Below are 20,547 nucleotides of genomic sequence, written 5' to 3' on the forward strand. Positions count from 1 at the left end.
TCAATTTTTGACAAATTCTCTGTTTTACTAAAATAAGACGTTTCTTTTTTACGGGTAAAATACCCCAAAAAAAACCGTTAAAACTAAAGTTATACTTATCTTTTTTCGATGTTATTTTCACCACACTGGTGACTTTCACTTAAATTTGATGCAGCCATCATTTTCTTAATAGTACTATTCAATATCAGTAATAATATTTTTGGCCGCTTTAGGCGCTATTTTTTTAATTATTATTAGGCAATATCATGGGCAGATAAAACATGCAAATAAAATACATCTATAAATTCCCATTTATGCGAGCCAATTAAATGCTCATCGAGAATAGTGATTATTTTTTTAACTAATAAAAAATATAAAGATGCATTTTTAATACACCATTAAAATATACCTCTATTATTTTAGTTATAATCAGCTAAGCCTTAATACACATAATAGAGGTAATAAAATTTTTTAATCTAAACACGATCACTGTAGATAAGCAATTATGATTAACACAGATAAAAAAAAAGCGGAGCCACTGCCCCGCTGATACTTAATAGCATATTCTGTTATTGCAAGAATAATTAGAAACGATAACCAACACCGAACATAAACACAAATGGGTCTAAGCGAGTATCCACTTTATAGTGGTTTCCATCGCCATCTTTAAATTTGACATCGGTTTCGATATTCATCCACCAAACAGAAGCATTCAGCATCCAGTTTTTATCTAGGTTATAGTCTAAACCTGCTTGTGCTGCAAAGCCCCAAGAGTTTTTAAGATCAAGATCATTTAATCCAAGTTGGCCTACCGCTGGATTATTATTGAATTTTTCATCAAAGAAAGTCGTAAAGTTTAGACCAGCACCTAAATAAGGGCGTAATTTATCTTCAGCACCACCAAAGTAATACTGTGCCATTAATGTTGGCGGTAAATGTTTAACTTTAGCAATTTCGCCCACACCAGTTAAAGAAACTTTATGCTCAAAAGGTGTTGCTGCTAATAACTCAACCCCAATATTATCAGTTACCATATAACCAAAGGTTAAACCTAATTGAGTGTTGTTATTAGCATCAAAATGCCCACCTAATATAGTATCTGAACCTGTATTAGGACGAACTGTTGCAGTACCCGCACGGAATAAAAAATCACCCGCTTGATGAGCAAAAGAAATAGACGGTGCAAGTGTTGCAGCCGCTAGAATAAGCGCAGAAAGTTTTTTCATTATTTAACCCATTCCTGTAATAAGTAAAATCTCCGCTAAAATATACCCATTAATAAGTAATTATGATCTAATGCCGATCACAACTTTGGAATTATTTTTGCAGAAAGTGTTATTCCTCTCTTTATTATTTATGATGCTGATTATTTATAATTGATCCACATCAAATTTAGCATTAATACAATATTTTCTTATAATTAAATTTATTGTTTTTAAGAATCATTAAATAAAAGAACCTCATTAAAAGATGATATTTGACAATATCGTTATTTAATTGTTAATTTAATGTTTCATCTAATTTGATTATTTAATTTTCATTCGCCAAACGAATGAAAAAAACCTTTCAATAACAATAGCTATAGAAATAACAGAAATGATCCCTTTTTGTTGTCTTAAAAGGTACAATATGTCCCATTGACTTAGTCTATTTGTATAGGAGCAGTTTCATGCCTACCCCGGCACGCACAATCTACCGTGATAGTCTTAACTTTTATAAAAATGAACAACGTAGCATTATCACGCTATCTGCAGTTTTGGCCCTCATTTTAGCTGTCATATATCTATTGGTTGGCCCTAATGCACAAGAATCACAAATAATTAATGACTTTATTATTAATTTTCAAAAAACCAGATTCGCTGATGTCTCACCCGCTGAATTAGAAGCGATGAATAACAGTGTTATTGGGGTATTTCAAAAGGTCTTACTGGTCTATGTTTTTGAGCTTTTTCAGCAAAGTATTCTGGTTTTAGTGATTTTAATGTTGGCAATGGCACTTTCTGCCGGTCATAACGTGACATTGAACCAAACGTTTAATGCCAGCTTACCCCGTTTACCGAAGATGTTTCTGCTAATTTTGCTCTGCTCTATTTTAATTAGTGCAGGCTTTATGTTGATTATCCCTGGTATCATTTTATTAGTGGGATTTGCACTAGCGCCAGTCGTACTGGTACGCCAACAATCTATTGGTAGCGCAATACGTCTAGGCTGGAAAATGGGCTTTGGTGAATCAGGGGCGCTGATCCCTGCCTTAGGAATTTGGATTTTATTACAATTTGGGATTGGCTTCTTAAGCAATATTACGGGTGAATTGCCTAACATGATCCACAAATTTTTATATTATTTTTTAAAGAATATTACGTCTGCATGGATGATTATTTATCTATTCCGTCTGTTTATGCTGACTGAAAATAAATATATCACCAAGTAACCCCCTCGCAGCAAACAATGCCGTGCTAATGTGATTAATAGATTAGCACGGCATTTTTATTAACATAATCATTTAAAAACAATCAATTAGCCTTACACACCTATCCAGCCACTAAACCCCATGTTATACATTCTATCCACCCGTTTCCGTATCCCTGATGAAAGTAGCTTGGTTATCTTCAGCAAACGGCACTTGTTGTTGCTGTTTGTGTTTTTCTTTTATTTGTTGTCGACTTTGATATAAACGAATAACAAAATAGAGATCGGGGGCAATAATTAAATCATCATCATTGATAGTGATCTTGTTACGTGCAATCCAACGATTTAATTCTGTTCTGCGCCCAGCCAATACCAATTTAACGCCTTTGATCCTAAGCTCTCTAATTAGCTCATCAATAACAGCAAAAACACTCACATCGTCATAAGTAAAACTTACGGTAGCATCAACCGCTAACCATGCAGGACGTTGTGGCGCGCTGTCCACTAGCTGTAGTACCCGCTTTTTAAAATAGCCAACATTGAAATAGGTTAAGGGGGAATTAAAACGATACATCATCAATCCTGATATCGATTCAATGCCGTTACCTTGGTTGATTGAGTGGATCATTCCTTGTTCATCAACACCTAATAACTGATCACTTGGGCGGAATACAATACGTAAAAATTGCAATAACCCAAGTAACACAGCAAAACCAATGCCGTTAATCAATCCCGCTAACAACACCGCTAATAAAGTAAACGTTGCTAAGGTAAAAGCTTGTCGATTTCGTTTACGATAAGACCAAATATGACGAATACTTAGCAATGACCAAGAGGAAACAATCAGCACAACGCCTAAAGAAGATAACGGAATGTAGGCAATAAAGTCGGTCATAAAAAGCAACACAACTAAAATGACTAACGCCGCCACAATAGAGACCAATTGTGTTTTACCGCCAACAGAATCATTCACCGCAGTACGGCTACTGGCGGCACTTACTGCAAATCCTTGCGAAAGTGCCGATGCGATATTAGCAATGCCTAATGCCTTTAATTCTTGGTCGGCATCAACATCATAACCATTTTTGCTAGCAAAACTTCTTGCCGTCATCATAAAGCTAACAAAACTAATCACCGCAAGGTTAATGGAAGGAACAATTAATTCACGAAGTGACCCAAGATGAAAGCCACTCATTGAAACGATGGGTAAAAAGAGATCACCGTTGTCTGCTTCTTTATCAACAATAGCAATCCCATAATTGACTAAATCAAATTGCCAACTTAAATAGGTCATCACCACCATAGCAATTAACGGAGCGGGCCAACGTTGTCTAAAATGACGAATACCTAATAGTAATGCTAAGGTTAGCGCCGACATCAACAGTGTTGGCCAATGTGCTTCTTTTAATCGAAAAGGTACTTCAAGTAATTTTTCAATTAAATATTCTGGGGAGGTGGTAAAACCAAATACTTTACTCAATTGCCCCACCATGATAGTGATGGCAACGCCATTTAATAGACCTTGTAATATAGGTCTAGAGAGAAAGTCCGTAAATGCGCCAAAGCGAAAATGACTCGCAAGAATGCACCAAAAACCGGTCATTGCAGTCATTATAATGGCCAGTTGCCAACGGGTATTTTCATCCCCCGCAGAAAGAGGGATGACAACTGCGGCTATCACGGCACAAGTTGCAGCATCAGGGCCAGTAATTAATTGGCGTGAAGTGCCAAATAAAGCATACATGATCATGGGTAAGATACAGGCGTATAATCCCACAATGGCATTGATACCGAGTAATTCGGTATAAGCGATAGCAACAGGCAATGCAACCGCAGCAACAGAAAGCCCTGCTTTAATATCATATCCAAGATGTTCACGCTGATAATTAAACAATAAGCCTAATCCAGGCATCCATTTTATTATTCTTTTTCCGTTCATTGATTTCCTCTTATCTGAATTACTTTTTCGCGCATTCATCAAAAAGTCGCGTGAAGAGATAATGGCTCAATGAATCATATACTAGAGTGATGTTTTAATCTCCTACCATAATCAATACTTTATCTTTAAATGACACAAGATTAAATTAAACCTTATATTCAATGAGTTAATCTAATATAAAACCGCCATATTGTGATAAATAAGCCTGATCTTATTAAAGATATGCAATTGTTTACCCTTTTCATGTCGCTTTGCATTAGAATAACCTAGTTTATAAATTTAACGACAATAGGTTTCTATCGGTTATGAAAAACGGCTGGCTTAAGCAATTACTTGATTTCGCTCCACTATTAGTGTTTTTTATCTTTTATAAATGGCAAGATATTTTCTATGCTTCTGGCGCATTAATTGTAGCAACATGGATCTCAGTCGGTTTAACATGGCTTATCTTCCATAAAGTCGAAAAAGCACCACTGATCACCGCAATCGTTGTAACGATATTTGGTACATTGACTATCGCTTTCCATTCAGATGTCTTTATTAAATGGAAAGTCACCGCAATCTACGCCATTTTTGCGCTAGTGCTTATTGCGATGCAACTCTTTACGCCGAAAACATTAATGGAAAGAATGCTAGGTAAAGAATTAGCGATGCCAGCGACTAATTGGAAAAAACTCAATATCGCTTGGGTACTGTTCTTTTTAGCTTGTGCGCTGGGTAATCTTTATGTCGCATTTTCTTTATCTCAAGAAACTTGGGTAAACTTTAAAGTCTTTGGGTTAACAATATTAACCTTAATCTTTACTGTGATTAGTGTTGTGTATATCTGGAACAACCGGTTACCCGAAGAAGAGACGAAAGAGGAATCAACAGAAAGTCATACATCTGAAACATCAGATAACGGAACAACATCAACATCTAAAGTATTACATAAAGATGTGACATCTAAATCTGAATAATGACCTCTATTTTATCGGGAGACTGCCTCAAGGGAGTCTCCTTAGTTTTAACATTGATAGATAGTATTTCCCCATGACTGAACAACAATCTTTGCCTAATGGTGAGCTAGTATTACGTACGCTTGCCATGCCAGCTGATACTAACGCCAATGGTGATATTTTCGGTGGCTGGATAATGTCTCAAATGGACATTGGTGGTGCCATTTTAGCGAAAGAAATTGCCTTAGGTCGCGTTGTTACTGTAAGTGTAACAGGCATTACCTTTCTAAAACCTGTTGCCGTTGGCGACGTCGTTTGCTGTTATGCTCGTTGTTTAAAAACCGGTAACTCTTCAATTACTGTTAATATTGAAGTGTGGGTTAAAAAAGTAGCAACCGAGCCGGTAGGTCAACGGTATCGTGCCACTGAAGCCGTGTTTACTTATGTGGCAGTCGATGAGAATAATAGTGCTCGTCGCCTACCTGAAGGTAAAACCAATTTTACCTTAGCAAGTACCATGGAATAACCTTTTAAACTCAATAAAACCAACAAAAAAGGCACTTATCAAAAGTGCCTTTTTTATCATTGAGTGATGTGACGCTTTATCAATCAATGGTTTCTTATTAACTTGCAGAAACACCATCTATATTAAAATCAATGATAATCACTTTACCTTTATAAGGGATTTTCTCATAACGCCATTGACGCATTGCTTTTCTCACTTCGCGTTCAAAGACATTTTTGGGGTTAGCAGAGAGAATTTCTACATTATCTACCCGTCCATCGGCATCGATATCAAAGCGTACTTTTATTGAACCCTCAATACCCACGGCCTTGGCACGAGGAGGATAGATAGGTAACCCTTGGCGAAGCACATTAGGTACTTTTCCTTCCCCTTGGCTAGTTGTCGCAACAGGCTTTTCCTCACCTTTATTACTCGGTGTAGCATTGGGGTTAAGATTCTTCATCTCATTTCCCTTGTTCAGCGCCAATGGTTGTTGCTGTGGTCGTTCGACGGGTGGCTTTGGTTTTTCCACCGGTTTTGGCTTAGGTTTGGGTTCTGGCTTCTTCTCTATCGGTTTTTCAATCACCGGTTTTACATCTGGGATCGGTTCTGGTTCTGGCTCAGGTTCTGGCTCGACAACAGGCTCAGGCTCCGGTGGCGTCACCTCTTCAACTACAGGCTCAGGCTCTCCTACTGGCTCATCTGCAGCAAAGGCTAGCATCTGTATAGAGATAGGTTCTGGTGCAATTGGCTTATCTTCTACAACATACAGTATGGCAGCCGCAACAAGCGAGGCATGCAAACACAGTGATATAAATACCCAAAGCTTAAAGCGCATAACTGATCTTATTTCACCTAAACAAAAAATAATGTCCCTAGTTTAAATGCAAATAGCAATCATATTCAATAACGTTTATCAAAATGATTGCTATAACAACTAAAAAAGCTAAAGATCAATTTAGTTCGGTGTATTGCACGAACAACAGCGCTCTATGTTTTCTAGAAGTATCAAGCTTACGCATTTGGTAAATACGTAAGTTACGGCGTGATTGACCCTCTAACCAACGGCGACGGCGACGTAACGCTTGTCTCATCATTCGCCAACGTGCCACTTCATTCCTGCTATGTCTCATTGCAATCAATACCTATTTTTTCAAATAAGTGGTGTATTATAGGACGTTCATTTTATGATCCAAGGGGGGATTGATAATTTGCCTTATTTTTTATTTATGCTTTATACCTTTCTCTCAAAAATAAAATGTATCAAAATAAGTATATAGCGACTTATTTGATGTTTATCTCTTACCAGAGAGATTTGACAGAGAAAATAATCCTGATTTAATAACAACATTTGGCAAATAATAGAAATAATGAACTATTGTTAGTAAATTGCCTCCGACCTATTCATGCGATTCTTTTTCAACGGAAAATAGCTTTACTATGACAACATTTTATACTGTATTAAGTTGGCTAACTTTTTTCTTCTATTGGCTATTGATCGCAGGGGTCACATTTCGTGTCCTAATGCATCGACGACCTGTCACCTCAACGATGACATGGCTACTGATTATTTATATCCTCCCTTTAGTCGGTGTTATCGCCTATTTTGCCTTTGGTGAACTTCATCTTGGTAAACGCCGTGTTGAACATGCTAGGCAGATGTGGCCTTCCGTAGTTGCATGGCTTGAAGAATTAAAAAAGTGTAAACATATTTTCGCTAAACACTATAGTGATGTTGCGGAGCCCATCTTTCAGTTAACCGCTAAACGCCAAGGTATTAATGGTGTAAAAGGTAATAAGATCCAGCTACTAACAACTTGCGAAGACTCATTAAATGCCATCACGCGTGATATTAATAATGCGCGCGATAATATTGAAATGGTGTTTTATATCTGGCAATCCGGAGGATTGGTAGAGGAAGTCACTGAAGCCCTTATTCAAGCGGCTAAACGTGGTGTAAAATGTCGCATTATGGTGGATTCTGCAGGAAGCCGTAGTTTCTTTCGCACCAATGGTCCTGCAAGAATGCGAGCCGCCGGCATTGAATTTGTCGAGTCATTGCAAGTCAATCTGTTCCGTTTCTTCTTGCGTCGTATGGACTTACGTCAACATCGTAAAATAGTATTAATTGATAACTACATTTCCTATACCGGCAGTATGAATATGGTCGATCCACGCTATTTTAAACAAGATGCGGGTGTCGGTCAGTGGATTGATATTATGGTCAGAATGGAAGGCCCTGTTTCTACGACATTGGGTATTATTTATGCTTTCGACTGGGAAATGGAAACCGGTGAACGCCACTTACCACCGCCACCAGATAACAATATTATGCCATTTGAACAAGCAAATGGACATACTACACAGGTAATTGCCTCAGGCCCCGGCTTTCCTGAAGAACTCATTCAACAATCATTAATTACGGCCATCTATTCAGCCAGAAAAGAATTAGTCATGACAACCCCCTACTTCGTGCCAAGTGACGATCTGGCTCATGCCATTTCAACCGCCGCTATGCGTGGTGTTGATGTCAGTATTATTGTGCCACGAAGTAATGACTCTTTCCTGGTACGTTGGGCAAGCCGAGCCTTTTTTACTGAAATACTTGAGGCGGGTGTAAAAGTTTTTCAATTTGAAGATGGCCTATTACATACAAAAAGTGTAATGGTTGATGGTCAACTGAGTATGGTTGGCTCGGTTAACCTTGATATGCGTAGTTTATGGCTTAATTTTGAAATAACTGTTGTGATTGATGATGAATGTTTTGCTAGTGATCTTAGCATCGTACAATATGATTATATTGCACGTTCAACACAACTTACTCTTGATGAATGGGAAAAACGTCCATTTATGAATCGGGTGTTAGAACGCCTTTGTTATTTCTTTAGCCCACTTCTCTAGAAAGAGTGATACAATCAGCTCAGTAATTATATCAACAATAAAATAGTTAGCGAAAACAGCTAACTATCGATATAAATAGCGCGACAATATTGACATAATTTATAGGCATGACCATGAACCAACCAACCTTAATCAGTGAAGAAGAAGCTTTAGAACAAGCCTATGATCTCTTTTTAGCGCAAGCCGCTGATAATCTTGATGTAGCCGATCAGCTGCTTTTTAATTTACAATTTGAAGAACGAGGTGCAGCTGAAGTTGTTACATTAGGGAATGATTGGCAATTTATTGTCGGTTTACCTGTTTCATCAGCCCGATTTAGTGAAGTGATTATCGGTCTTGCACCGGATGAAAACGCCGATATTGATGATATTTTTGGTCGTGTATTAATTAGTCGTGATCCCCTGCAACCCATGTACCATATTATTTGGAAATCTTAACTTCTTAATAACCACACAATTTGTCTGTTTAACTACACTGGCGAACTTATCAATTTTAATTTGTTTAAAAGTGGCTTATATAAAGACTAAAAAGGTCGCAAAAGCGACCTTAGAAAATATATTGACTATCGTGTGTGACACCTTTGATTAAAAACGATAACCGATACCCACTACCCAAGTAGTAAAATCAATATCATATAGTTTGGAGTACTCATAAGAAACATCAATAGCTAAGTTAGTGATTGGGTTTACTTGTACGCCTAATCCATAAGCCATTGATATCTTATTTTCTTTTTCTCTTTCATCATAGTAGTGAAAGTCTTCATGAAAATAGCCAAAACCTATTAGTCCATATGCACTGACATAATTGTTAAGGCGGTAACTTGGACCTGCCGTTAACGAATAGTAGCTAATCTTTGAAGTACCTGCATATCCCCAATGATCATAACCATCATTTTTATTTTTTGCATATGAAAACGAACTGATAACGCCCCAATCATTAGCTACTTCATGATTATATTTTAAGTTAATACCTTTAAGGTTATCATTTATTAAATCTTCATCGACTTTCAATTTAGATTTAGCATACCCTATCGACACTGTATTTTCTAATGTTGCATAAGCATTAAAAGAAAGAGTAGAAACAACGAGTATTGAAGTTGAAAGCAAAAAATTAAATTTCATTTTTATTCTCTATATAAAATAACAAAAAAACTAAAAAAATTATATTTTTTATGAAGTTAAGCATCTTTAAACAATAAAAACGATACAATAAAAAACATTTATTATAAAGAAATTCTTATTAATAAAATGAAAATAAAATCTCTCTATTTAATTAGAGTAAACTTATATTATTTTTATCCACCATTAAGTAAATATTAAGAATAGTTATTGTTTTTGATTATTCTAAATTAACCAAAATATAAAAATAAAAAATTATACGCTTATATAAAATAAATATTATTAAATCTATTATTTTATGCTATCTTTATAACATAATTTATCTTATGTTATTTTTTATTAGTTGAGTTATCAATGTTAAAATTAAATAAAATTCATCATGTGGCGATTATTTGTTCTGATTATAAGATCAGCAAACATTTTTATTGTCAAATACTGGGGCTTACCCTATTAAATGAAAAATACCGTGAAGAAATACAATCTTGGAAAGCTGAGCTTGCGTTAGGTACAGTCTACCAAATTGAATTATTTAGCTTCCCAGATGCGCCAGCACGTTTAAGTTACCCAGAAGCACGTGGTCTACGCCATGTGGCATTTGCAGTGGACGATCTTGATGCTTCAGTTGCTTATTTACAACAAAACAATATTCAATGCGAGCCAATACGTATAGATCCTAGTAGCCAAAAACGTTTTACCTTTTTTCAAGATCCCGATGGCTTACCTTTAGAGCTTTATTCAATATAGTTCACAACATATAACAAGGCCGCAATAAATAATGCGGCCCCAATTAATATATTATTTATTAATACGTTAAAATATAGACATAAAATGATTAATCTATATTTTTATCAAATACACTATTGACTAAAGTGATTTTTGACTCTGCTTTTGTATATTGTTTAATCATCGGAATGATGCGACGAAAATGTTCACTATTACAATGAATATCTAGTGCTTCTTTATTTGGCCATGATTCAATAAAAATAAAGTGACCGGGATCTTTCTCATCAACAAATAAATCATAGCTAATACAAAGCGCTTCTTGTTGGCTAGCTTTCACCAATTCTTGGTAAAGTGGTAAGACCGTTTCTATTGATGCTGATTTAATAAAATCTTCTGCAATAACCTTTATCATAAATATCCCTTACTATTAATATAGAATGGTGATGAGGTACTATTTACTATTATAGAGGTTATATTATGATTAAAAATAATAGAAAAATTCAAACATAATACCACCCAAACCAATAGGGTTTAATGGCCCAAAAAGACCAATAGGTAGAAAAGTGGTTGCCATGATCTATTTCCTTAGTTTTATATGCAAGTGTATACGTTGCTATTATTTTTGATAAAAATAGATAAATCAATAAGATAAACTCTACTTTTTAAGATAATATTTACCCTATTCACTTTTGTTCTGTATCACGATGATCTTCCCCCCTATTTTCTACTAAAAAACAACTTACTTTCTGTATAAAAATCATTATTTACGAATAATTATGCTAAAAGTGTATAAAAATAGGCGTTTAAATTTTTCTGTTTCTCTTTATATAATAACAGGTCAACGTTTATATCATGTACAGTAAAAGTATGGGGGTTACTGTGTGGCTTGAACAATTTGGAGTGCTCAATATTTGGACATATCTTGCGGGTATGTTCTTTATTATTATCGTCCCCGGCCCTAATTCCCTTTATGTGCTTAAAACCAGTGCATCAAGAGGAGTTGGTGCAGGTTATCGAGCCGCATTAGGGGTTTTTATTGGCGATGCTATCTTAATTTTCTTAGCATTTATCGGTGTGGCATCAGTTATTAAAGCCTCTCCTGTGCTTTTTACTATTGTCCGTTTCTTAGGTGCTTTTTATCTACTCTATCTCGGTATCAAAATTATTCATGCTAACTTCTTTGCCAAAAAGCAAAGCCATACTGAGACAAACTGTATTCAAGAGCATGTATTTCGTAAGGCATTAACATTAAGCTTAACCAACCCCAAAGCGATTTTGTTTTATATCTCCTTTTTTGTGCAATTTATCGACTTTAACTATGCACATACTGGTTTATCCTACTTGATCTTAGCTTCTATGCTTGAAGCATTTAGCTTTGTTTATCTCTCTTTTCTTATTTTTGGTGGTGTAGCATTGGCGCGTTTCTTCGGTTCACGTAAAAATATCGCTAAACTGGGAAATGGTATTGTTGGGCTATTTTTTATGGGGTTTGCCACCAAACTTGCCACACTCTCCTCTTAAATAGACGTCCTTTCGTGACTTAAATAAGAGGCTGTTGTTATCAATAGCGATTATCTTTGTAGTAATCGCTATTTTTCCCCCATTACTATCTTGATCAGTAAGTCAGCCCTACAGGGTGGCGATTATTTTACTTAGCAGTTTCGAAATGCGCGATGCTTCTGTTATCATTGTCGGCTTATCATTTCCTTGCAATAAGTGGTGATTAAATTTTGCTTTTTAGCTTTATTCGTTTAAACGCATAGATATTATGTTATTCCGATAAAGCACGTCATGTAACAAATTGAAAATAAAGCAGAAAACCCCTTTAAAGTAAGTTAAAAAACCTTAGCAACGATATAGAACCGTAAAAAATGAGCATCCCAAAAGAGCAATATAATTTTAACAAATTACAAAAACGCTTACGCCGTAACGTTGGGCAAGCTATCGCTGATTTTAATATGATTGAAGATGGCGATAAAATCATGGTGTGCCTTTCTGGCGGGAAAGATAGCTATACTCTCCTATCTATCTTAATGAATTTGCAAAAAAGCGCGCCAATACAATTTTCCTTAATTGCCGTTAATTTAGATCAAAAACAGCCGGGCTTCCCTGAGCATATTTTACCTGAATATCTTGAGCAACTTGGCGTAGAGTATAAAATTGTTGAAGAGAATACTTACGGTATTGTAAAAGAGATCATTCCAGAAGGTAAAACCACCTGTTCACTTTGCTCTCGCTTACGTCGTGGTATTTTATACCGTACAGCCACCGAAGTTGGGGCAACAAAAATTGCTTTAGGTCACCATCGTGATGATATTTTAGAAACGCTGTTTCTGAACATGTTTTATGGTGGAAAGCTAAAGGGCATGCCACCTAAATTAATGAGTGATGACGGAAAACATATCGTTATTCGTCCATTGGCTTATGCCCGAGAAAAAGACATTGAGCGTTTTGCTCAAGCAAAAAATTTCCCTATTATTCCCTGTAATCTTTGTGGCTCTCAACCTAACTTACAGCGCCAAGTGATCAAAGAGATGCTAAGAGATTGGGATAAACGTTACCCTGGGCGCATTGAAACCATGTTTAGGGCAACCCAAAATATTGTTCCGTCGCATCTATGTGATACCCAATTATTTGACTTTGCTAATATCAAACAGGGTGATGAGATTATTAACGGCGGTGATCTAGCATTTGATAAGGATGATATTCCAACAAGCCCTATTCTTTCCGATGATGAAGATGAGCGTCCTGATTTTAGCCAAGCTAGATTGGATGTTGTTGAGGTAAAATAAGCATAGCCAGTATTATCCCTAGCAAACCATCGTCGTTACGCTGGGGTTTAATATGCTTTGCTTATGACAAGAATAATAAGCAAAAAAAAAACCGATGTTTATTTAACATCGGTGTAATAATGGTCAATTATTCTGTATTAAGAACTCAATATGAGAAAAACTACAATTATGGAGCACAACGTTCATCGCTCAACGTTGTATTCACCTGCGAGAGTTATAATGCCAGATGTTGGCATTTAAAAAATTGATATATCTCAAACAGAGTTAGAGAATTCTTTTTTAAATCCATTTAGTTACGATTAATTTGCTGAAATTTCACAACCACCTACTACGCTTTAACCACCAAGCAACAATCACAATCAAGAAAAACAGTGAAAAGCAAAATATAGCAAAGCCATAAGGAAATTCATTGCCGGGGATCCCCCCTAAATTAACCCCAAATAGTCCTGTCAAAAAGGTCGTGGGCAAAAATAGCATCGCCATTAATGACATGGTATATGTGCGCCTGTTCATCGCATCTGCCATCATTGAAGTAATTTCATCAGCAATAACGGCTGTACGAGAAATACTACTATCTAAATCTTCTAATCGACGCGAGAGACGTTCTGATATTTCAACCAAACTAATGCGATCACTGTCGCTCATCCAAGGTAATTTTTCGATAGAGAGTCGGGAGAATACATCACGTTGTGGCGCCATATAACGGCGTAACACAATCAGTTGCTTACGTAGCAATGCCAATTCACCTCGAGCCGGAATTTGCTGATCGAGGATCATATCTTCCAACTCAATTAATTGGTCATGAAGTGTTTCAACAAAATCACCTATTTCATCTGTCACTGCATCGGCCATAGTGATCAACCAACTACCACTATTTTCTGGACCATCACCCACTTCTAAAGAGTGGATCACCGAATCAACGGAATTAACGCGACGATGTCGGCTCGAAATAATCATTTGACCATTAATATAAATACGATACGCAATCAGTTCATCCGGCCGATCATCGGGGTTGTTATTAATCGTTTGCAAATTAATAATAACTCCTTCCCCGATACGCTGTGCCTTAGGTCGAACATTTTCAGCTAAAAGCACATCTTTTGCGATAGGAGGAAGTAACTCAGTCTGATTAATCCACTGATCACTTTTGGGTTTACGATAATCGAGATGAACCCAAAAAGGCCTTTCATTACTTGCTATGCTATTAGCCGTGATCGGCATAATTCCGCCATGCCCATTAAGCTGAGCCGTATAGATAGCATCAGAATCTTCGATTATAGCGTTATTGACACTTTTCATTATTCGTCCTCCTTGATACCATCATTTAAAATATAATTTTATGCATTTTTCTAAAATCATGTAAACAATCAATAATATTGCCTTTATTTGATTATGTTGCAAGAGGTTAAATCAAGCCACTATTTAGCCTAGATTAACGCCATCACATCCGCCCATCCACAACAATATTATTGAGTAAAATATTTTTTACTTTAAGATTTTTACACTAAAATAAGCATTAATTATTAGGTTATGATAGATTTTTCAATATATGCCTATATTTAGGTTATCGATTGGCACTAGATATTAGTCATAAAAATGAAATTTGCTTAAAATAAACGCAAATATTTAATTAATTTGTCGCCCCTGAAATAAGGCTACTAATATGAAAAAGTTTCTCACCATTCCTTTATTTTTACTTTTAGCAGGATGCAATACAGCGACAGGAACCAACACCCAAGTTATGAACGATTCGACAAAAACACTGCTTATTGACTCTCAGCTTTATGATTGTGTTGGTGTTGCGCCAATGAAATGCATGAAAGTAAAAGAATTACCTGCTGGTGAATGGTCTCTCTTCTATCAAAATATCGAAGGATTTGATTACCAAGCGGGAACGCAGTACAAAGTCAAAGTTACAGATATTCCTAATCCTCCTGCGGATGCACCAAGCATCAAATATACACTGGTTGAGATCTTAGATAAAAAGTAAGTAACTCACTAGCTAAACAATGGATTTTCGGATCCATTGTTTATTTCGCTATTATTACGCTTTCCTTTAGCTATAAATTATAAATAAGATCCAATAATAATAACGATTATTTATAAAATATCTTATATTATCTAAGATTATAGTAATTACCCTTCTATTAATACCAAAATAATTTCTTTTAACTCAATAAGAATGCTAGTTTTTTTTAAGAATCATTCCAAAGAAATTAACTTGAAATATGTTATTAACTCACTAAAAATATCGCCATCTCCAACAAATTAGATACGCGATAATGAAAAAAAATCTTATTTTATTTATAAGCTTTATTTTACCTTTCTCTCCATCACTACATGCTTTTGAGAATAATCAGGCAATTTATGGCGGTTACATATATGGAAAAATAAAAAACCACAAAGCAAATGGCGCAATAATAAGTTATCACTATGGATCCGATATTCACTGGGGAATGTTACTTTCATTACTGCATATCAAGTCAACACATCAAAGCCATTTTATAGACGCTAGCTCACTTAAACTAGGCACAAAAGATGAACATGCAAAGGTTTCTGCATTGTTAATAGGCCCAACGTATCGAATTACACCTTCTTTGGCTATCTACGCCCAAATGGGGCCTAAAAAATTAAAATATCGAGTTGATAAAAGTTATTCAGGCGTTGCGGTAACCGATACCATTATCGTCGACACCACCAATGTGATGTTTCAAGCGGGTATTGATTATAGCCTTAGAAAAAATGTAGGCATTAATCTTGGCTATTTACATTCAGATACTGAGTCAAACAAACATAATATTAGACTAAATAGTATCCAATTATCCCTAGGCTATCGTTTTTAATGTTTTATAAATAAACGATAACATAAGTTAAAAATAATCTTATCAATTTTATTTGTTGTTAAAATACGTTTACTGACCACTGAAATTATAATTATAAGGCTATATTAAGTAGTTATACCTATAAATAAAAAGTATAAATTTATACTTTGCATCAACTGCACGATTAGTCAAAACATTCATGCAAAATTATATTAACATAATTTTGCAATGTTTATTCCTTTTGAGTCTCCTTCTGTTGCATAACAGAGGGATTTTTTTTCTCTATCTCTCTTCCCCTAAAAAAAAGTACGCAATAATCATTACGTACTCTTTGCTAATATTTTGGCTTTCTTATCTTATTGCCTGTAACACTTATTTAATGCTTTATAACATACAGCATATGGCTATAAGCGACATCTTCAGGATTCTCAATGGGATAACCTTTTAGCCAAGGTTTGATTAGACGACCATTAGTATACTGATAGATAGGGGCAATAGGCGCCTCTTCCGCAATAACCTGTTCTGCACGATTATAGAGACGATTTCTTTCCTCTTCATCTGTCGTCATATTGGCTTGGACTAAAATCTCATCATATTGCTGGCTCTGATATTTTGGGATATTTCCAGCATGCTTAGAGCCTAATAAAGATAAGAATGTGGAGGGTTCATTGTAATCGCCTATCCATGACGCTCTTATCACATCAAAATCACCTGAATTACGACTATCAATATAAGTTTTCCATTCTTGATTGCGTAAGTTTACCTTTACGCCTAACTTTTTCTTCCACATAGAAGCGACAGCAATGGCGATCTTTTGATGATTTTCTGAATTATTATAAAGCAGAGAGAGAGTTAAAGGATTATGAGGACCATAGCCGGCTGCTGATAACAATATTTTTGCTTGGCTATCTAATTCATCCTGACTGTATTCATCATATAGCGTTGGCTCAGGTGTAAAATTAGCCGTCACATCAGGAGTAAAGCGATTCGCTGATTTTTCTCCAGTACCAAGGACTTTGTCTGTAATAATTTTTCTATCAATCGCCATAGCTAACGCTTTGCGAACCCGAATATCTTTGGTAGGCCCTGCTTGTGTATTAAATGCATAATAATAAGTACCTAACTGCTCAGGGATATACACTTGATCAGGAATATCTTTCATCAATTTGTGATATAAGTGTTTAGGAAAAGACTCTGTAATATCAATATCCCCAGCTAAATAACGTTTAGTCGCTTGTGATTCATGATTAATAGGCACGAAAGTGACTTTGGTTAACACCGTATTGTGGTGATCCCAATAGTAAGGGTTTGGCGTTAACACAATTTTCTCATTCACAACGCGATCTTTTAGTATAAAAGCCCCATTGCCGACTAAATTACCTACTTTGATCCATTCTGAACCGTATTTTTCGATTGTGTGTTTAGGTACAGGATAAAGTGAAAAATTGGTCGCTAAACTAGGGAAATAAGGAACAGGTCGTTCTAAGGTAACTTTTAACGTTTTTTCATCAATGGCTTCCACACCTAACGCGGTTGGTTTTAATTTACCATCAATAATTTTTTGGGCATTCTCAATAGAAGCTAGGGCTGCATACCAAGCAAAAGGAGAAAGATTTTTTGGATCAACTAATCTTTGCCAACTATAAACAAAGTCAGAAGCGGTCACCTTTTCGCCATTTGACCATTTAGCATTATCACGTAATGTAAAAATCCAAACCCGGTTGTCTTCTGTTCGCCATGATTGTGCCACTCCAGGAATGGGACGCCCTCGCTCATCTTCTATCACTAATCCTTCAAATAAGTCTCGTTGAACTTGAGCCTCCGTTAAACCTACGGCATTAATGGGATCAAGTGATGCGGGTTCATCTTTTAAATGTCGCACTACTTCCTGTTTTTTGTCGAGTATCGTTCCTGATGGCACCACTGCCGCATTAGCCTGTGATATGAGCAATCCTTGAACGACAAGTGCACATGATATAACGAATATTTTGCGCATGTCTGTTTCGTCCTGTAGTCTATAAGCGAGTTAACTTAATAATTATAAAAGCCTGATAAAAAGGCACAATCACTGATTGCAAAAATTTTATCAATTTTACCGTTTTCACTCTTTTATTTTAGAGATGTAGACAAATTTTAATCATGGTTACGCATTAACGAATATTATCGTTAATAATTTAGTATTAATAATGGTTAGTTCAATAAGTAACAAAGGAGAACAACAATGGCACATCAAGTGACTTTACAAGGTAATGCGGTGACTTTAGCTGGAAATTTCCCCACTGTAGGCCAAAAAGCAGCCGATTTTTCTTTAGTAGGTAAAGATCTAAATGATGTTTCTTTAGCGCAATTTGCCGGCAAACGTAAAGTATTAAATATTTTCCCAAGTGTAGATACTGGTGTTTGTGCAGCGAGTGTTCGCCAATTTAATAAAGTAGCCAACGAATTAAATAATACCGTTGTACTGTGTATTTCAGCAGATTTACCTTTTGCACAAGCACGTTTTTGCGGTGCTGAAGGTTTAGATAATGTTGTCACATTATCAACAATGCGTGGTGCGGAATTTAAAGAAAACTACGGTGTCGCGATTACATCAGGTCCTTTAGCGGGATTAACTAGCCGTGCTGTGATTGTACTTGATGAAAGTAACAACGTTATCTACACCCAATTAGTTGATGAAATCACCACTGAACCTAATTATGACGCAGCATTAGCTGTACTAAAATAATTGATAATAACGTTATTCATACCGAGTAATGTAAAAAACAAACGGGCTAATATAGCCCGTTTATTTAAATAAAAACCATTAACACATTGTAATATAATATTATTTCTCTGTTTTATCCGCTTTTTTACTTGTTAAATCATATTCACGTAATTTATTTGCGATCGCGGTATGAGAAATACCTAAACGTTTAGCCAGTTTACGTGTACTTGGATAATCACGATATAGACGCCTTAAAATAGAAGCTTCAAATCGCTTAGTCATTTCATCTAACGAGCCTTCAAGCAAATCTTCATCAAATAAAGTATCCGCAGTATGCTCAGGCAAGGCGATATCTTGAGGTCGCAATGTATTGCCTACTAACTGAGCCATGGCTTGATAAATTGTGTTTCTTAATTGACGAACATTACCAGGCCAGCCATATTGTACTAAATAAGCAGATAAATCAGGGGAAATAACAGGTTTTGATGCTTTCTGCTCTAAACAATATTGATTAATAAAATGCAGTGCTAACGGCATGATATCCGCTTTTCTTTCCCGCAACGGTGGTAGAGTTAATGTCAATACATTAAGTCGATAATAGAGATCTTCCCTAAATAGTCCTTTTTGTACTAATTCCCATAAGTTTTTTTGTGTTGCACAAATTATTCGAACATCAACTTTAACTTCGTGCTCTTCCCCAACACGACGGAAAGTACCATCATTTAAAAAACGCAGGAGTTTAATTTGCATTTGTGGCGACATTTCGCCAATTTCATCTAGCAAAACAGTGCCTCGATTGGCTTGTTCAAAAAAACCTTTTTTACCTTCGATAGCATTAGGATATGCACCTGCCGCATAACCAAATAACTCACTTTCAACCACATCATCAGGCATAGAGGCACAGTTAAGGCCTAAAAATGGCTCTCTGGCTCGAGGACTTAATAAGTGGCAAGCCTTAGCAAATAGATCTTTGCCCGTCCCCGTATCCCCCACTAATAATAAAGGATCATCCATTTTTGCCATTTTCTTAGCGCGTTCAACTAATTGTTTCATGGGGGTGCTAACAGCAATAACTTGTTCAAATCCCGAATTATCATTAACAATTAATTTCGGATGCTCATGAATTATTCCGCGATATTTCAATAAAATGAGTGCACCAACACAATGATTAAACTGATTATCATCAGTCAGTTTTATTGGCACAATCTCCATATCAAAATGTTGTTTTTTTAATTTGATGGAGATAATTTCAGCATGAGGATCTTTTTGTTCTAACCAGCGATGGATATTAAAGTTAGGTATCAGTTGGTTAAAAGATTTTTCATTTTTATCATTTTCATCTAATTCAAACAGATGCCGTGTAGCTGGGTTTAATAACTTAATTTGACCTTTGGTATTAATAGAAAAGACAGGGACAGGTACTGATTCTAATAGTGTCCACATAGCTCGATGCTCTTGCTCTGATGGCATAAAAGCCACAGTACGAACATCGATAACCCCCTCAATTCTTCTGATTTCAGCCATTAAAGGTTGAAATATATTAAAATCGATTTGCGAAAAATTTAGATAAATAAGACCAATAGGAAAGATTTCAATTCCACGCAAATCGATATTTTTTAATACAAGCAGATCGAGTAATTCGCGGGTTAACCCGATGCGATCTTTACAGGTAACTTCTAAGCGCATTTTAAACCTTCTTAATACTGAGTGCCCCTGA

General features: G+C 35.9%; 20 protein-coding genes. 11 read left to right on the top strand and 9 right to left on the bottom strand.

Annotated features, from left to right (window positions below; all coding sequences use genetic code 11):
* Positions 1 to 563: 563 nt before the first annotated feature.
* Positions 564 to 1,205 (bottom strand): outer membrane protein OmpW, encoded by a 642-nt coding sequence (gene ompW, locus HMPREF0693_RS01860; protein WP_004243071.1) that lies wholly within the window; start codon positions 1,203 to 1,205, stop codon positions 564 to 566.
* A gap of 443 nt (positions 1,206 to 1,648) precedes the next feature.
* On the opposite strand from ompW, the gene HMPREF0693_RS01865 reads away from it, so the two are divergent.
* Complete coding sequence (locus HMPREF0693_RS01865) at positions 1,649 to 2,410, top strand: YciC family protein (RefSeq protein ID WP_004243072.1); 762 nt, start codon at positions 1,649 to 1,651, stop codon at positions 2,408 to 2,410.
* A gap of 132 nt (positions 2,411 to 2,542) precedes the next feature.
* Here HMPREF0693_RS01865 and HMPREF0693_RS01870 read toward each other — a convergent pair whose 3' ends face one another.
* On the bottom strand, positions 2,543 to 4,327 hold the full coding sequence (locus HMPREF0693_RS01870) for a SulP family inorganic anion transporter (protein WP_036932139.1): 1,785 nt from the start codon (positions 4,325 to 4,327) through the stop codon (positions 2,543 to 2,545).
* A gap of 305 nt (positions 4,328 to 4,632) precedes the next feature.
* Here HMPREF0693_RS01870 and HMPREF0693_RS01875 point away from each other — a divergent pair, with 305 nt between their 5' ends.
* Together HMPREF0693_RS01875 and yciA are read left to right on the top strand one after the other, a co-directional pair.
* Positions 4,633 to 5,286 (top strand): septation protein A, encoded by a 654-nt coding sequence (locus HMPREF0693_RS01875; protein WP_004243074.1) that lies wholly within the window; start codon positions 4,633 to 4,635, stop codon positions 5,284 to 5,286.
* A 73-nt stretch (positions 5,287 to 5,359) separates the two neighbouring features.
* Entirely contained in the window at positions 5,360 to 5,791 is a 432-nt protein-coding gene (yciA, locus tag HMPREF0693_RS01880; protein ID WP_004243075.1) for an acyl-CoA thioester hydrolase YciA, read from the top strand.
* Between the two features lie 97 nt (positions 5,792 to 5,888).
* Here yciA and tonB read toward each other — a convergent pair whose 3' ends face one another.
* The gene (gene tonB / locus HMPREF0693_RS01885; RefSeq protein WP_004243076.1) at positions 5,889 to 6,608 is read right to left on the bottom strand and encodes a TonB system transport protein TonB; all 720 of its coding nucleotides are present in this window, start codon (positions 6,606 to 6,608) and stop codon (positions 5,889 to 5,891) included.
* Positions 6,609 to 6,723: 115 nt separating this feature from the next.
* The gene (locus HMPREF0693_RS01890) at positions 6,724 to 6,903 is read right to left on the bottom strand and encodes a YciY family protein (RefSeq protein ID WP_004248137.1); all 180 of its coding nucleotides are present in this window, start codon (positions 6,901 to 6,903) and stop codon (positions 6,724 to 6,726) included.
* A gap of 307 nt (positions 6,904 to 7,210) precedes the next feature.
* Between HMPREF0693_RS01890 and cls the strand changes: the two genes are divergently transcribed.
* Both cls and HMPREF0693_RS01900 read left to right on the top strand, forming a co-directional pair.
* Positions 7,211 to 8,671, top strand: coding sequence for a cardiolipin synthase (cls, locus tag HMPREF0693_RS01895; protein ID WP_004248139.1), 1,461 nt, complete (start codon positions 7,211 to 7,213; stop codon positions 8,669 to 8,671).
* Between the two features lie 107 nt (positions 8,672 to 8,778).
* Positions 8,779 to 9,108: an HI1450 family dsDNA-mimic protein gene (locus HMPREF0693_RS01900; protein ID WP_012367973.1), complete on the top strand. Its 330-nt coding sequence runs from the start codon at positions 8,779 to 8,781 to the stop codon at positions 9,106 to 9,108.
* Between the two features lie 147 nt (positions 9,109 to 9,255).
* On the opposite strand, the gene HMPREF0693_RS01905 is transcribed toward HMPREF0693_RS01900, so the two are convergent.
* Complete coding sequence (locus tag HMPREF0693_RS01905) at positions 9,256 to 9,792, bottom strand: Ail/Lom family outer membrane beta-barrel protein (protein ID WP_004243080.1); 537 nt, start codon at positions 9,790 to 9,792, stop codon at positions 9,256 to 9,258.
* Between the two features lie 351 nt (positions 9,793 to 10,143).
* Between HMPREF0693_RS01905 and gloA2 the strand changes: the two genes are divergently transcribed.
* Complete coding sequence (gene gloA2 / locus HMPREF0693_RS01910; RefSeq protein ID WP_004243081.1) at positions 10,144 to 10,533, top strand: SMU1112c/YaeR family gloxylase I-like metalloprotein; 390 nt, start codon at positions 10,144 to 10,146, stop codon at positions 10,531 to 10,533.
* Positions 10,534 to 10,621: 88 nt separating this feature from the next.
* Here gloA2 and HMPREF0693_RS01915 read toward each other — a convergent pair whose 3' ends face one another.
* The gene (locus HMPREF0693_RS01915; protein ID WP_004243082.1) at positions 10,622 to 10,924 is read right to left on the bottom strand and encodes a putative quinol monooxygenase; all 303 of its coding nucleotides are present in this window, start codon (positions 10,922 to 10,924) and stop codon (positions 10,622 to 10,624) included.
* Between the two features lie 440 nt (positions 10,925 to 11,364).
* Here HMPREF0693_RS01915 and leuE point away from each other — a divergent pair, with 440 nt between their 5' ends.
* On the top strand, positions 11,365 to 12,033 hold the full coding sequence (gene leuE, locus HMPREF0693_RS01920) for a leucine efflux protein LeuE (RefSeq protein ID WP_004243084.1): 669 nt from the start codon (positions 11,365 to 11,367) through the stop codon (positions 12,031 to 12,033).
* A gap of 350 nt (positions 12,034 to 12,383) precedes the next feature.
* Positions 12,384 to 13,304, top strand: a complete 921-nt coding sequence (gene ttcA, locus HMPREF0693_RS01925; RefSeq protein ID WP_004243086.1) for a tRNA 2-thiocytidine(32) synthetase TtcA — start codon at positions 12,384 to 12,386, stop codon at positions 13,302 to 13,304.
* Between the two features lie 315 nt (positions 13,305 to 13,619).
* On the opposite strand, the gene zntB is transcribed toward ttcA, so the two are convergent.
* On the bottom strand, positions 13,620 to 14,603 hold the full coding sequence (zntB, locus tag HMPREF0693_RS01930) for a zinc transporter ZntB (RefSeq protein ID WP_004243087.1): 984 nt from the start codon (positions 14,601 to 14,603) through the stop codon (positions 13,620 to 13,622).
* 364 nt (positions 14,604 to 14,967) lie between these two features.
* Here zntB and HMPREF0693_RS01935 point away from each other — a divergent pair, with 364 nt between their 5' ends.
* Positions 14,968 to 15,294, top strand: a complete 327-nt coding sequence (locus HMPREF0693_RS01935; protein ID WP_004243088.1) for a DUF4377 domain-containing protein — start codon at positions 14,968 to 14,970, stop codon at positions 15,292 to 15,294.
* Positions 15,295 to 15,586: 292 nt separating this feature from the next.
* Complete coding sequence (locus HMPREF0693_RS01940; RefSeq protein WP_004243090.1) at positions 15,587 to 16,147, top strand: outer membrane beta-barrel protein; 561 nt, start codon at positions 15,587 to 15,589, stop codon at positions 16,145 to 16,147.
* 355 nt (positions 16,148 to 16,502) lie between these two features.
* Here HMPREF0693_RS01940 and HMPREF0693_RS01945 read toward each other — a convergent pair whose 3' ends face one another.
* Positions 16,503 to 18,122: a peptide ABC transporter substrate-binding protein gene (locus tag HMPREF0693_RS01945; RefSeq protein WP_004243091.1), complete on the bottom strand. Its 1,620-nt coding sequence runs from the start codon at positions 18,120 to 18,122 to the stop codon at positions 16,503 to 16,505.
* A 225-nt stretch (positions 18,123 to 18,347) separates the two neighbouring features.
* Here HMPREF0693_RS01945 and tpx point away from each other — a divergent pair, with 225 nt between their 5' ends.
* The gene (tpx, locus tag HMPREF0693_RS01950; protein ID WP_004243092.1) at positions 18,348 to 18,851 is read left to right on the top strand and encodes a thiol peroxidase; all 504 of its coding nucleotides are present in this window, start codon (positions 18,348 to 18,350) and stop codon (positions 18,849 to 18,851) included.
* Positions 18,852 to 18,950: 99 nt separating this feature from the next.
* Here the strand turns inward: tpx and tyrR are convergent, their stop codons facing one another.
* Positions 18,951 to 20,516: a transcriptional regulator TyrR gene (gene tyrR, locus HMPREF0693_RS01955; protein WP_004243093.1), complete on the bottom strand. Its 1,566-nt coding sequence runs from the start codon at positions 20,514 to 20,516 to the stop codon at positions 18,951 to 18,953.
* Between the last annotated feature and the right edge of the window lie 31 nt (positions 20,517 to 20,547).

Source organism: Proteus mirabilis ATCC 29906 (assembly GCF_000160755.1).
Lineage (GTDB): Bacteria > Pseudomonadota > Gammaproteobacteria > Enterobacterales > Enterobacteriaceae > Proteus > Proteus mirabilis.